Source organism: Pseudarthrobacter sp. TE3704 (assembly GCF_056279405.1).
Genome location: NZ_JBWCCJ010000006.1, coordinates 307627 through 320936, shown reverse-complemented (window position 1 = coordinate 320936; position 13310 = coordinate 307627). Strand labels below are relative to the sequence as shown.

10 protein-coding genes are annotated in these 13310 nt (G+C 66.4%); 5 read left to right on the top strand and 5 right to left on the bottom strand.

Annotation, left to right across the window (positions count from 1 at the left end; translation table 11 throughout):
* Positions 1–79: 79 nt before the first annotated feature.
* Positions 80–1123, top strand: a complete 1044-nt coding sequence (locus ACZ9BC_RS17535; RefSeq protein ID WP_476247028.1) for a lipid II:glycine glycyltransferase FemX — start codon at positions 80–82, stop codon at positions 1121–1123.
* Here the strand turns inward: ACZ9BC_RS17535 and manA are convergent.
* From manA to ACZ9BC_RS17515, 4 genes are read right to left on the bottom strand one after another with little or no spacing between them, the layout of a single operon-like run.
* A complete protein-coding gene (gene manA, locus ACZ9BC_RS17530; protein ID WP_476247027.1) occupies positions 1120–2367 on the bottom strand; it encodes a mannose-6-phosphate isomerase, class I in 1248 nt (415 codons plus the stop codon). The two genes, ACZ9BC_RS17535 and manA, sit on opposite strands and share 4 nt — an antisense overlap.
* A gap of 32 nt (positions 2368–2399) precedes the next feature.
* The gene (locus ACZ9BC_RS17525) at positions 2400–4046 is read right to left on the bottom strand and encodes an LCP family protein (RefSeq protein WP_476247026.1); all 1647 of its coding nucleotides are present in this window, start codon (positions 4044–4046) and stop codon (positions 2400–2402) included.
* Positions 4047–4056: 10 nt separating this feature from the next.
* Entirely contained in the window at positions 4057–4641 is a 585-nt protein-coding gene (gene purE, locus ACZ9BC_RS17520) for a 5-(carboxyamino)imidazole ribonucleotide mutase (RefSeq protein WP_476247025.1), read from the bottom strand.
* Positions 4638–5786 (bottom strand): 5-(carboxyamino)imidazole ribonucleotide synthase, encoded by a 1149-nt coding sequence (locus ACZ9BC_RS17515; protein ID WP_476247053.1) that lies wholly within the window; start codon positions 5784–5786, stop codon positions 4638–4640. The genes purE and ACZ9BC_RS17515 overlap by 4 nt, the downstream gene beginning before the upstream one ends.
* Positions 5787–6008: 222 nt before the next feature.
* Between ACZ9BC_RS17515 and ACZ9BC_RS17510 the strand changes: the two genes are divergently transcribed.
* Positions 6009–6569 (top strand): GtrA family protein, encoded by a 561-nt coding sequence (locus ACZ9BC_RS17510; RefSeq protein WP_476247024.1) that lies wholly within the window; start codon positions 6009–6011, stop codon positions 6567–6569.
* Between the two features lie 55 nt (positions 6570–6624).
* Here the strand turns inward: ACZ9BC_RS17510 and ACZ9BC_RS17505 are convergent, their stop codons facing one another.
* Positions 6625–7323, bottom strand: coding sequence for a TIGR03089 family protein (locus tag ACZ9BC_RS17505; protein ID WP_476247023.1), 699 nt, complete (start codon positions 7321–7323; stop codon positions 6625–6627).
* A 389-nt stretch (positions 7324–7712) separates the two neighbouring features.
* Between ACZ9BC_RS17505 and ACZ9BC_RS17500 the strand changes: the two genes are divergently transcribed.
* The 3 genes from ACZ9BC_RS17500 to ACZ9BC_RS17490 are packed head-to-tail and all read left to right on the top strand — an operon-like array spanning position 7713 to position 13280.
* Positions 7713–8246: a WhiB family transcriptional regulator gene (locus ACZ9BC_RS17500; protein ID WP_476247022.1), complete on the top strand. Its 534-nt coding sequence runs from the start codon at positions 7713–7715 to the stop codon at positions 8244–8246.
* 29 nt (positions 8247–8275) lie between these two features.
* Positions 8276–11626 carry a glycosyltransferase gene (locus ACZ9BC_RS17495; RefSeq protein ID WP_476247021.1) on the top strand — a complete coding sequence of 1117 codons (3351 nt, stop codon included), beginning with the start codon at positions 8276–8278 and terminating at the stop codon, positions 11624–11626.
* The gene (locus ACZ9BC_RS17490) at positions 11619–13280 is read left to right on the top strand and encodes a DUF5719 family protein (protein ID WP_476247020.1); all 1662 of its coding nucleotides are present in this window, start codon (positions 11619–11621) and stop codon (positions 13278–13280) included. The genes ACZ9BC_RS17495 and ACZ9BC_RS17490 overlap by 8 nt, the downstream gene beginning before the upstream one ends.
* Positions 13281–13310 lie beyond the last annotated feature (30 nt).

Sequence of the window (13310 nt, the reverse complement as noted above, 5' to 3'; positions counted from 1 at the left end):
CACGCATTCCACGCGGAGCCCCGGAGCGCCCAGCGCGTTCCGGGGCTCCGGCGTTAAGCCTTGGTATAGGGTTTAAGCCATGATTCCAGCTGTTGTGCCCTGTACTGACCGCGCCCTTTGGGACGAATACGTCGACCGGTTCCAGGGGCACCCGCAACAGCTCTGGGGCTGGGGTGAGACCAAGGCGATGCATGGCTGGTCCGTTGAACGTGTGCTTCTGAACGACGGCGACAACACGATCGGCTGTGCCCAGCTGCTGATCCGGCGGCTTCCTGTCCCGTTCCGGGCCTTGGTCTACATCCCCAGGGGGCCGATGTGTTCCGTGGAGGACGCACCCGCCGTCCTCAGCAGCCTTGCGGACCATGCCGCTGCCCGCCACCGCGGCGTTGCCCTGAGCATTGAACCGGACTGGGACCAGGATTCGCCCTACGCGGGCGCGGTGTCCGAAGCCGGTTTCCGGGAGTCCACCAACACGGTCCTGATCCCGCGGACGCTCATCCTGGACCTTCGCAGGTCCGATGACGAACTGATGGCGGAGATGTCCAAGTCCACCCGCGCCAATATCCGCAAGGCAATGCGCAGCGACGTGGAGTTCCGGAAGGTTAAGAACGACTCCGAGCTGGAGCAGGTGCTCGCCATCTACCACGAAACGGCGGAACGCGCCGGTTTCGGTATCCACGAGGACCAGTACTACCGGGACATTTTCCGGAACATGGGGGATGGTTCACCCATCATCGGAGCATTCGACGGCGAGCAGATGCTCGCGTTCGTCTGGCTGGCCCGCAGCGGCTCCACCGCCTTCGAGCTCTACGGCGGCGTCTCCGCCGAGGGGCAGAAGCAGCGCGTGAACTACGGGGTCAAATGGGCGGCGCTGCAGTCCATGCGGGAAGACGGGTGCTTTCGGTACGACTTCAACGGCCTGCTCAACGACGGCATTTCGGATTTCAAGAAGCAGTTCGCCAAGCACGAAAACATGCTCCTGGGAACGTGGGAAAAGCCGTTGTCCCCGTTCTACCCGGCGTACTCAAAGGCCATGCCGCTGGCACGGAAGGGCCTCCAGACGGCGCGCCGGCTCGTCAAAACTGCGGCCGGGCGCGCGCGTCTGGTGCTTCGGCGCGGCTAAAGGCCGGTAGTCACCGCAAACGCCAGTGCCGGCTCCGTGCTCCCGGCGACAGGGTGGACGTTGACGGGGGCCTCGGCGGCGGCGAGGAATGCGCTGCCGCCCCGTGAAAGCTGCAGGTCGCCCTTGGGTGAGTCCAGGTATACGTCGCCCGCCACGACGATGACCACGGCGGCCCCGGACTGCGCCAGCGGGACGGGGCCATCATTCGGCCCGAGCTCGATCCGCTGCAGCTGGAATTCCTCGAACGGCGGCCGGTAGAGCTCCTGGTCCAGTACGGTCTTTTCGGCGTTGAGCATCGGCACGGCCACGGGGTGGAAGTCGATGGTGCGCAGCAGTTCGGGGACATCCACGAATTTCGGTGTCAGCCCGCCGCGCAGGACATTGTCTGAGGACGCCATGACTTCCACCCCCAGCCCGTGAAGGTAGGCGTGGACGTTTCCCGCGGGCAGGTAGACGGATTCTCCCGGCTGCAGGGAGATCCGGTTCAGGAGCAGGGAGATGAGCACACCGGGATCGCCCGGGTACTTCTCGTTGAGGCTGATGGCCGTTCCCAGCTCTGCTTCGTAGGGTGCCAGCGATCCCCGGGACAGGAGCGCCGCCACCACCTGGCTGGTGGCTTCCGCCACGGCTTCTCCGCCCGTGATGAGGCGTTCAAATGCCTTCCGCAGGCCGGCACCTTCGTCGCCGTCGCCCAGGTCATCCAGCAGAGCCGTGATGACGGCAGGCTGCTGCGCGTCCACTGATTCAAAAGCTGAGGCGACGTGCAGCAGGAGCTCCCGGGTTTCCGCCGGCGGGCGGAACCCGCACAGGGCTTCGAACGGGGTCAGCGCGAAGATCATTTCCGGCTTGTGGTTATCATCGCGGTAGTTCCGTTGTGGTGCATCCGCCGCCACACCTTCCGCGTTCTCCCGGGCAAACCCTGCCTGTGCCTGCTCCAGGCTTGGATGCACCTGGAGGGACAGGGGCTGGGCTGCGGCCAGGATTTTCGCCAGGAACGGCAGCCGCGGCCCAAAGCGGGCCACGGATTCGGTGCCGAGGAAATGTTCCGGATCGCCGGCGATCAAGGCATCCAGGGGAGTGGCAGTGCCGTCTTCCGGGACATGCGCCACGGATGGCGAGTCAGTGTGCGCCCCGATCCACAGTTCGGCTTCGGGCCCACCGGATTCGGGCCGTCCCAGGAGCGATGCTATCGCCGTTGTCGAACCCCAGGCGTAATCCCGGAGGACGTTTTCAATCTCGTACAAAACCGGTTCCGTTTCTTTCGTGTGTAGCGGGGCTAGAGCGCGGCGCACTGGCCGTTGGTGGCCACGAGCGCGGCGATGGCCTGCTCGTTACCCTCGCGCTTGAGCTGGTTCAGCAGTTCTTCGGTGATGGGCTCGCCGTCGGGTGTGGTGGTGACCGGGATGAAGTCCGACGGCGTGGGCTGCTGCGGCAGGCTTCCGCCGGCCAGCAGGGAGGCAGTGGGAGCGTAGGCTCCTGCCGCCTTCACCGGTCCGCCGCCGGCGGCGGGCACAACGATCCCATCGTCAGGAGTTTCCAGCGACTGCACGGATGATGCAGAAGCCAGAAGTTCGTCCACCCGCACGTGGATCTGGTCAAAATCCGGGACGGTGGAGAAGGAGGCGTCAAAGTCTGGCGGGCCGATGGTCAGCCGCTTGACGTCCTGGCCTCGTGCCTTGATGGCGAGGTCCACGAAGCTGCCCAACTGCGTTGAGGAAATGTTGGATTCCACCACCTGGGTCCCCGCGTTGACGATGTCCTCGAACTTCGACAGGAGCGTGGCAGGGTCCAGCTGCTTCAGCATGGCCTGCTGCACGCATTGCTGGCGCTGGATGCGGGCGTAGTCGTCCACGTACTCGCGGGACCGGCCGTACCAGAGCGCCTGGTTGCCGTCGAGAGTTTGCTCACCCGCGGGGATCCATCCAAGCGGCATGCCGTAGGTCCTGCTGAATTCGTCGAAATAACCGCTCATGGGAACCCAGCCGCCCGCCTTGATCCTGATGCCTCCCATGGCGTCGATGAGCGTGGAGAAGCCCTCCATGTCCACCAGGACGTAAGCCTGGACGGTGAGCCCGAGCGTTCCGGACACGGCCTCCAGGGTCGCCTGGGCGCCTGGATCGGCCACTCCGGGGTAAAGGTCTGCGTACTCGTTGGTCACCTCGGTGTTGATGGCGTTGATCAGGCACTCGTCGCCGCAGTCGTAGCCGTCCGGGTAGATGGCCCGCATGGGGGAGCCCTCACTGAACTGCGCGTTCTGCAGGTTGCGGGGTACCGAGATGATGGCCGTCTGGCCGGTTTCGGCGTCGACGCTCAACACGGAGAGGCTGTCCGGCCGCCTGCCGGTACGGTCATCGCCGGCGTCGCCTCCCATCATCAGGAAGTTGTAGCGTCCGTCCACCGGATCGATCGCCGGCCCCGAGGAGAAAATACTGCCGATGGCATTGCGGCTGACGTTGAGCAGGTATGCCGCGTAGCCCAGCGACCCGCTGCCCAGCACCAGCGCCAACACTAGGGCAATGCCGACGGCGGGCCGCGCCGGCGGCGCCAGCAGCACCGGGCGGATGAGCCGCAGGGTGTTGATGAACAGGACAGCCCAGCCGGCAGCGAGAGCCACCAGCACGATGACGATGGCCAGCGATGCGAACGGGTTGGTGATGATGCTGACCAGCGCGGTCCGGTTGACGATGAGCAGAAGCAAGGCCAGCACCAGGAGTGCCCAGACGCAGAGCGTCACGCGCAGTGCTGCCCGGCCCAGCTTGCGGTCGCCCGCCACCAGTTGCGCGCTGCCGGGGACGAGGAGGGTCAGCAGGACCAGCACGAAGGCACGTTTTGTGCGGACGGGAGGGGAAGCGCTGACCGGGTAACGTACCGGGTCCGTCAGGGCCGTGTCCGAGGCGGACTGCGGAACTTTGCTGCTGGACATGCCGGCGGTCCTAACGGCTGCCCCGGAAGGAGCCGTTGCCGTCAGCGAACACCTCGCTGACTTTCTGCCGGAGGTTTGCCCCCTTGCGGGAGGCCACGGCGTTGAGGTCAGAGGCAAAGTCGAGAAGGTCGGTGCGCAACGAAGCTGCGAGCTCATCGGTTCCGGCGGCCAGCATGCGGACAGCCAGAAGCCCGGCGTTGCGCGCGCCGGCGATGGAAACCGTCGCAACGGGGACGCCGGCCGGCATCTGGACGATCGACAGCAGGGAGTCAATGCCGTCCAATGTCTTCAGCGGGACAGGCACGCCGATCACCGGCAAGGGAGTGACGCTCGCCAGCATGCCCGGCAGGTGCGCGGCGCCGCCGGCACCTGCGATGATCACGCGGAGTCCGCGTTCGTGGGCCGTCTGCCCGTAGCGGATCATCTCGGTAGGCATCCTGTGCGCGGAAACCACATCGGCTTCAAACGGAATCCCGAATTCGGCCAGGGCGTCCGCTGCGGCTTCCATGACAGGCCAGTCGGAGTCCGAGCCCATGACGAGGCCCACCAGGGGGTTCGCCGCTGGACCGGCGGCAGGCGTTGCTTGGGCGCTCATGCGTTCTCCTCGAAAGTTTGTGGCGTTTCTTCCGCCGCTGCCCGCCCGTCGCGGATGATGCTTGCCACCCTTGTGGCACGGCGCCGGACCGAATCAACGTCCGCCGTGGACGTGCCCACCAGGTTCACGTGGCCAATTTTTCGGCCCGGACGCACGGATTTGCCGTAGCAGTGCACTTTGGCCGCAGGCTCACTCGCGAGTGCCAGCGGAAAGGCTGAGTACAGGTCCTGGTTTTCTCCACCGAGGAAGTTCTTCATGACCGTCACCGGGGCCAGGGCATCGGTGGCACCGAGGGGCAGGTTAAGGACAGCGCGAAGGTGCTGCTCGAACTGGCTCGTCACCGCACCGTCCTGCGTCCAGTGCCCGGTGTTGTGTGGGCGCATGGCGAGCTCATTGATAAGAAACCCTGCCCCCACGCCGGGAGTCTCGAAAAGTTCCACGGCCAGGACACCGGTGACTCCCAGTTCGCCGGCTATCCGGAGGGCAGCATCTTCTGCTGCCGCCGCAACCTCAACGGGGATGTCCAGGGCCGGAGCGATCACTTCGTCACATACACCGTCCACCTGGATGGTATGCACCACGGGCCAGGCGCGGGCCTCCCCGTCGGGTGTCCTTGCCACCAGTGCGGACAGCTCCCGCGTGAAGTCAACCTTTGCCTCGGCCAGGAGCGGGCTCATGGCCGCAAACCACTCTTCCGTGCCGGCGGCCTCTTCGGCGGACCCTACGACCCGTACGCCCTTGCCGTCGTAACCGCCGCGCGGCATCTTCAGTACCACTGGCCAGCCCGTTCTGTCACCGAAACTGACAAGGGCGGTGACGTCATCCACGGACGCCCAGGCGGGGTTGGGAAGTTCGAGCCGGTCGATGGCGGCGCGCATCACAAGCTTGTCCTGCGCATTCACCAGCGCGTCCGGACCGGGCTGGACGTTGACGCCGGCTGACTGCAGGGCCCGGAGGTGTTCAGTGGGCACGTGCTCGTGATCAAAGGTCATCACGTCCAGGCCTTCTGAGAAGTCAAGGAGCGTCTGCAGATCCTTATAGTCGCCAACGGGCGACGTGGACACGGCCGAGACCGCCGAAACGTCGTCGCCCTCCACAAGGACACGGAGTTCGAAACCGAGTGCTGTTGCGGCTGGGGCCATCATTCGCGCAAGCTGGCCGCCGCCAACCACACCTATTACTGGAAAAGTCACATGGGCCAGCCTACCGAAGACCGCCCGGTATCCAGCTTTTTGGCCGCTCCGAAGGTGGCAAATTAAGGTGAAGGGGGCATCCCGGGACGGGCCAAGGGAGGCTGGGGCAGAGTTTTGGGGGCTAAAATAGGCCTTTGGCCACGTGGCCCACAGATCATACGGCCATGGAGGGTCATGTTTAGCACACTTGCAGATCGTATTCGGGGACTGGCCTCGCTTTTTTGGCGTGAAGTGGCCAAATTCGGAGCTGTCGGCGGTGTGGCGTTCGTCATCGACTCCGCGGTGTACATCTGGCTTTTCACGGGGCCGATGCACGGCAGCGAGGTCTGGGCCAAGGCCGTTGCCACCATCGTGGCCAGTATCTTTTCCTGGGTAGCCAACCGCTACTGGACGTTCAGGCACCGCAAGCAGGCCAACGTGGTGCGCGAAGCCGTGCTCTTCGCCGTGATGAACCTGGTGGGGCTTCTGATTGCCTCCGGCTGCGTCTGGTTTGCGAAGTACGTCCTGGACCTCAACGACAAGCCGTCACTCTTCATTGCGGGGAGCGTTGTGGGACTCGTCCTGGGAACCATTTTCCGGTTCTTTGCCTACCGCTTCTGGGTCTTTAACGAGGAACTGGACCAGGAACCCGAGTTCTCGCACGACCATGAACTTATCGAGCTCCACCACCAGCCCAAGGAGCACGTGGCGGCAGTGGAACGCGAACCCTCCTCAGACGGTCCCGGCCAGCCATAGCCGGTCTCTCCGGCTCAAGCCGGCCAGTGGTGTAAAGCCAGCCAGGACGGGACAGCTAGTTGCCGTGGATACGCTCGGCGGCCAGCAGCTTGTCCGTCAGCTCCACGTCCGGATGCGTGAGGACCACGGAGCCGCCCTGCTTCCAGGCTCCCAGGGCGTTCGCCAGTGCTGCCTCAAGGCCGGTGCCGGCAGGTATATGGAGCCGCACGCCCTCATCATGGGCAACGGCGAAACCGTCGAGCAGATCCCGGTGGAGGTGCCCGCGGCCCTCCCGGTCCACGAGTGCGGATACAGTGGGGTCCGCGTCTGCATGTGCCATGAAGACGTCACCGTGGGAGCGCACTTCCGCAGCGTAGTCGATCCAACCGGCAGGAAGCTCACCCGGCCAGCGCATGGCGAGAGCGGGAAGCGCGACGGCGATGACGGCTTCGTACCTGCCGTCCACTGATTCCGGATCTGCCGTGACCAGGAAGTCCGCCGGGCCTCCCTCCAGCACGTTTTCAAGGCCGAGTTGCCAGCTGGCAAGTGCCCACACCATTGCCTTCCAGTGTGCAGGGAGCTCGAGGCGAAGCCGCATTCCGGGGGCTGCGTCCAGTTCGTCCTGCAGCAGATTGCTGGTCTTGGCCACCCAGTTGTCCAGAACCCGTCCGGAGAGCTCCACCCGTTCCGCATCGGGGCCATACCAGGTAAGGCGCGGCGACGTTGAGTTCCCTGAACGAAGGCTGGCCATCAGATCGAGCGCAGGAGTAGTCATGGCACCATCCTGCCACCGGCCCGGCGGCGGGTCATCCGGTTTCTCCACAGCTATGAAGTATCCCGTCGGGAGTGATGTTTATCACATGCGATGCTAAGCCTGCTTGCTATTTGTGCTGAATCCGGGTAACTTCCCGCCAGTGGCGCGGGTTTTTGGGGCAAATCTGCCACCCAAGCCTGTGGTACCCGCCGCTTGGCGGCCTACGGAGGAAAATTCCCGGGCGTGGCGTACGCGGCGTTGGGGAACTTCAGTGATTATTATCCCGGCCGCGGCTTGACTCGTCCTAGTTACACACGTGTAATTAGTTATCTAAAGCGACTGCGCAAATACCGGCACACAACCGAGTGCCCACGTATCCAGGCAGAGGCTGCAACATCAGGAGGGTCGCCGTGGGGCAAGCAGAGCGTATCCAGGAAGATGCCGTCGTGGCCGGCCAGGCAACGGCAAAATACCGTGCACGGGGGGTGCCGAGCGATTGGTACGTGGACCCTGCTGATCCTGAAGCTGCGGAGCGGTACAACCGGAATGCCGGCGGCATCCTTGAGGACCAGGCCACGGCATTCCTTGCCGCGCATGAGGCCCTCCTGGAAGGCGGCGGAGACCTTGAGGACGACCTCGACCCGCCCATGGAGCTGGCGGCACCCGGCACGGCCCAGCCTGTGTGGATCGGACTGCCCTTCCAGCAGGACTTCGACGACGAAGGTGAACTCGGCTGGCAAACTGACGCTTTGTGCGCCCAGACGGACCCCGAGGCCTTCTTCCCGGAGAAGGGCGGCTCCACCCGCGATGCCAAAAAGGTGTGCGGTGCCTGCAACGTGCGGTCGCAATGCCTTGAATACGCGCTGGCCAATGACGAACGGTTCGGCATTTGGGGAGGCCTGTCCGAGCGTGAGCGCCGGCGGCTGAGGAAGCGAGCAATCTAATTCACCAGGATGTTTATGTCACTGCCGTTGTGGTTGCCCACAACGGCAGTGCCTATTTGCCCAGGACCCTCTCGGCTTTGGCGGACCAGACCCGGTCCGTGGACCGTGTCATCGGCGTCGACACCGGCTCCCGCGATCATTCGCTGGCCCTCCTTGAACAGGCCTTGGGTGCACCTAACGTCCTGAGCCATGAACGCGGGAAAGGCGGGATGGGGGCCGCGGTTTCCGCGGGCCTCACAGGACTCGCGCCCCGGGTGGCCGGCGGGGCGGACGCCATGCCCGAGTGGATCTGGCTGCTGCATGACGACGCCGCCCCTGCACCGGAAGCCCTTGCGGAACTGCTCGCCGCCGTGGAGCGCGCGCCCTCCGTGACCGTCGCCGGCTGCAAGCAGCTGGACTGGCACGAGGAACGGAAGCTGATCGATGTCGGCCTCTCCACCAGCCGCTGGGCCGAGCGGCTCACCCTTATCGACGCCGATGAGCTCGACCAGGGGCAGTACGACGGCCGCAGCGATACGTTCGCCGTGAACTCGGCCGGAATGCTGGTTCGCCGTGACGTCTGGGAGCAGCTGGGCGGCTTCGATCCCGCACTTCCGGGCAGCGGAGACGACGTCGATTTCTGCTGGCGCAACCGTCTCGCCGGCCACCGGGTTGTGGTTGTCCCTGCCGCCCGCATGTTCCACGTGGCCCACCGGCCCCATGCATTGGGCAACCCTGCAGCGGCCCGAAAAGCGCAGGTTCACCTGCGGCTCAAGCACTCACCGCTCTGGATGGTGCCGGTCCATGCCGCCGGCGCGCTGCTGGGCAGTCTCTTCAAGCTGGTCCTTAGCATTGCAGTCAAGGACCCCGGGCACGGAATTTCCCAGCTGGCTGCCACCGTTGCCGCGCTGGGCAGGCCCAGGGCAGTGGCGCGGGCCCGCCGGGCTGCCCGGCAGTCGCGGCGGATCCGCCGGTCTGTCATCCGCAAGCTGCAGACACCCCGGCGGGAGGTATGGAGCCACAGGCGGTCGCTCATGGAGGCCATCGGTTCGGACAGCAGCCCGGCTGACGACCTCGAACATGACCCGCTGGCGCACCAGCCGAGCGGCGACTCCTCCGACGATTTCGCTGCCCTGGCCACCAGCAGACGCGGATGGGTAGGCAATGGTGCCCTCGCTGCGGTCATCATCGCCTCCGTCGCTTCACTTCTCGGACTCGCCGGGCTTTTCCGCGCCGACGCCGTTGCCGGCGGGGCACTCATACCGGTTTCTGCGGGTCTCGGTGATATCTGGCACCACGCCTCCAGCTGGTGGATCAGCCTGGGCGCCGGACTCCCCGGAAGGGGAGACCCCTTCGGCTACGTCCTGTGGATCCTTGGCGTCCTCGGCGGCGGGGATGCCAATGCAGCCATGGCCTGGCTCCTCCTGCTCAGCACACCGTTGTCCGCTCTTACCGCCTGGTTTGCTGCCGGCGGATTGACGGTCCGCCGCCGCCTGCGCCTCGCTGCCGCTATCTTTTGGGCCGCTTCCCCCGCGCTCCAGGTGGCCCTGAACCAAGGCCGCGCCGGCGCCCTGATTGCCCACCTGATGATCCCCCTGCTGGTCCTTGCCCTGCTGCGCGCCACCGGCTCAGCAGTGGGACACGGACGGTTCACTCTGCCTGCCGCGGACGGGCGCCGCGGGGACCGGCCTCCTGTCCGGCCCGGGATCAACGGCACACCGTCATGGACGGCGGCCGCAGCAGCAGGACTGGCTCTGGTTGTTGTCGCTGCATCTGCGCCTTCCCTCCTGATTCCTGCAACCGCTGTGATCGTGCTCTGCGGGCTCCTGCTGGGCCGCCGCGGCCGCACCGTGTGGTGGGCCCTGCTGCCAAGCGCCGCGCTCTTCATTCCATTCGGCCTGACCGTGCTCGACAAACCGAGGGCACTGCTCGCGGATCCGGGCCTGCCCCTCGGCTTCACCGCCGCCCCGCTCTGGCAGCAGCTCCTGGGCCAGCCGTTGGCCTTCGGCCCCGACGGGGGACTGGACGGCCTGCCCTACTTCCAGGACGCCGCCTTCCCCTGGGCCCTGCTGCTGGCACTCCTCGTGGGTGCGCCGGTCCTGGCCCTGGCCGTGGCGGGACTATTCACCACGGGCCGCCGCGCAAGGACGGCCAGGTCACTGTGGGTGGCCGGAGCGATCGCCTTGGCCGGCGGCTGGCTGGCCTCCCACGTGGCAACGGGAATGAATGCCGACACGCTCGTGACGCCCTTCACCGGTCCCGCTGTTTCCGCCGCTGCCTTCGCGTTCCTGGGGGCGGGCCTGCTGGGAGCAGAGCACTTCCTCAATGTGGCGGACAAGGCTGGTGCGGGCACCGCGAAGCAGCGGACCGCGGCACGTTCCGCCATGGCCTTCGGGATGGTGCTGCTGCTCGTCGGCCCACTGGCCGGGATGGCCGCCTGGTCTGCCCGCAACCTGCTCCGTCCCGCAGCTGTTTCCGCCGCCGGTCCCGTTGGCGCTGCCGACACTGCAGGTCCGGCAGCCAGCGGATTCGGCGCCGCCCGCCTGGTGGAGGCCGCCAGCCCGCGGACGTTGCCGGCTACAGCCATCGACCGCGGAACAGGTCCCGAGCAGACGCGCACCTTGATGATCAGCACGCGGGACAACGGCTCCTTTGACGCCTCCCTGATGAGGGGCGCGGGCACTACCTTGGACAGCCTCTCGACAGTCGCTTCCGCACGGAACATTATGGGCGCTCCGGGCGCTGAAACGGTCCGGGACGACGACGACGTCACAGCGGCCGTCCGGCGTGTTGTGGCAACCCTCGTGGCCGGCCAGGGCGTCGACCCGCGCAGCGACCTGGAACAGCTGGGAGTCGGTTTTGTTGTGCTCCGCTCCGCAGATACAGCGGCGCAGCTTACCGCCAGCAGGATGGACGCGGTGCCGGGCCTCGTAGCCGTGGGACAGACCGACGTGGGATGGCTCTGGCGGATCACCCCGCTGAACCAGCCCGTCCTGCAGCCCGCGGATATCGCCCACCGGGTCCGGATCCTGGATGCGGGCGGATCTACCGTCTCGCTGGTGCCGTCCGCCTACAACGACGTCGATGCCCAAGTCCCCGAGGGGCCCGAGGGGCGGCTGGCAGTTCTTGCCGAACGCGCCGATCCCGGTTGGAGTGCGTGGCTCGACGGCCGGAAACTTACATCAACCACCTCCGGATGGGCCCAGGCTTTCACGCTGCCCGCTTCCGGAGGCCACCTGACAATCCGCTACGAAAACCCCTGGGCAGCATGGGCAGGAATAGCCCAGGCCACGGTGATTGGCCTGACTGTCATGCTGGCCATCCCCATGCCCGCACGAAGGCCGCGGACCGGCCTCTCCCGGGATGAGGGCTCCCTGCGTAAGGAACAGCAGAATGCATGAGCACACCATGTCCGGCCAGGCGCCGGACGCTCCCGTAACGGACGCCGGAGAAGCGCCCGGCGGGGCCGGCAACCAAGGGGCCGATGGCAAGCGCCGGAAGGGTACCCTGGCGGGTTTCGCCACCGCCGCACTCGTACTGGCGGGTGCAGGGGCCGTGGTGGCCGCGGGATCCCTGCTCCCTGCGCCGGAATCGAGCCGCAACCTGCCGGCAGCCGTTGCTGCCGTCCCTGCGGGAGAAAGCCTGGGCGTATGTCCGGGCCCCGCCCGGCTGCTGGAAGGCACCCAGGCAGGCACTGATCCACAATTCAGCCCGGAATCCGCCACGGCTGCCAGCACGGTGACCGCGGCCGTCCTCGGCGCCGCAGGGGTGCTCCCTTCCAGCCGGCTGTCCCTTCTGGACGGGACCACCGCCGTCGAGATCGCCAAGGATTCCGGCGAAGTTCCCGCCGAGGGGGCGCGCCAGGAACTCCTCGCGGGCGTCCTGGCTAACCGCCAAGTGGACCAGGCAACAGTCGTTAGCGCCGATGCCCTGGCAAACCAGCAGGCGTCGGCTGCGGCAGCGATGAAATTCACGGCAACGGACGGCGACCTCCAGGGAACAGCGGCCGCCAACTGCCAGCGGCCGTCCAACGACCAGTGGCTGGCCGGCGCCAGTACCACTGTGGGCCGTACATCGGTGCTGGTCCTGACGAACGCTTCCACCACCCCGGCCACGGTCAGCCTTGAGCTGTTTGGCCGCAACGGTCAGATCCAGGCGCCCGGCAGCCGCGGCCTGCTCGTGGCACCCGGCACCACACGCTCGGTGGTACTCGCGGGCCTGGCTCCGGGGGAGCCGCAGCTGAGCGTCCATGTCCGCAGCGCGGGGGGACCCGTTGCGGCGGCCATCCAGCAAAGCGTCCTGCGCGGCCTGACCCCCGGTGGAGTGGACTTCATCGCACCCGGGGCGGCCCCCGCGGTCCGCCAGGTCATGACCGGCGTGGACATCCAGGATCCGGCCGGAGTTGCTGCCCTGGCCGGAAGATCCGGGTATGAGGATGCCGCTCCTGCCTTGCAGATCACTGTTCCGGGTCCGTCGGATGCAGTGGTGGAGGTCAAAGTGTATGGGCGCGACGGCCAGAAATCCCTGCCGTCCGGCGGTGTGATCACCGCCAAGGCCGGCTCCATCACGGAAGTTTCGCTTGCGGGGGTTCCGGCCGGGCACTACACCGTTTCTGCCGCATCCGATGTCTCCTTTGTTGCCGCAACACGCATCAGCCGGGGGACCCAGGAGGGGCAGCCGTCCGATGTCGCCTGGGCGTCCTCAGGAGTGCGGCTTGGCAGCCAGCACGTGGTTCCTGTTCCACAGGGCGGGACCCGGCAGTTGGTCTTTGGTGCCCTGGACGCCAGGGCCACCATCACCTACGCGGCAATCACCGCCGACGGGAAGGTCCGGGCACCGTCCACCGCCGACATCGCGGGCGGAACCACGGCATCGATCGCCGTTCCGGACAAGGCCGAGGATGCCGACGTGGTTGGCTACGTCGTCTCTGCATCCGGGGATGCCGCCTACGGCGCTGTCCTTGTGGAACAGGACGGCCGGAACGACGTGTCATCCCTTGCCTTACAGCCCGCTGCGGCGGGGCAGGAAACGGTACCTGTCACCATCAGTTACTGAAGTCGGGGTGCGCCCCCGACACCCCGGGCA

Excerpts from the sequence above, each read along its gene's own strand:
- ACZ9BC_RS17535 (WP_476247028.1), top strand. The coding sequence starts at position 80 with ATGATTCCAGCTGTTGTGCCCTGTACTGACCGCGCCCTTTGGGACGAA.
- ACZ9BC_RS17525 (WP_476247026.1), bottom strand. The coding sequence starts at position 4,046 with ATGTCCAGCAGCAAAGTTCCGCAGTCCGCCTCGGACACGGCCCTGACG.
- purE (WP_476247025.1), bottom strand. The coding sequence starts at position 4,641 with ATGAGCGCCCAAGCAACGCCTGCCGCCGGTCCAGCGGCGAACCCCCTG.
- ACZ9BC_RS17515 (WP_476247053.1), bottom strand. The coding sequence starts at position 5,786 with ATGATGGCCCCAGCCGCAACAGCACTCGGTTTCGAACTCCGTGTCCTT.
- ACZ9BC_RS17510 (WP_476247024.1), top strand. The coding sequence starts at position 6,009 with ATGTTTAGCACACTTGCAGATCGTATTCGGGGACTGGCCTCGCTTTTT.
- ACZ9BC_RS17505 (WP_476247023.1), bottom strand. The coding sequence starts at position 7,323 with ATGACTACTCCTGCGCTCGATCTGATGGCCAGCCTTCGTTCAGGGAAC.
- ACZ9BC_RS17490 (WP_476247020.1), top strand. The coding sequence starts at position 11,619 with ATGCATGAGCACACCATGTCCGGCCAGGCGCCGGACGCTCCCGTAACG.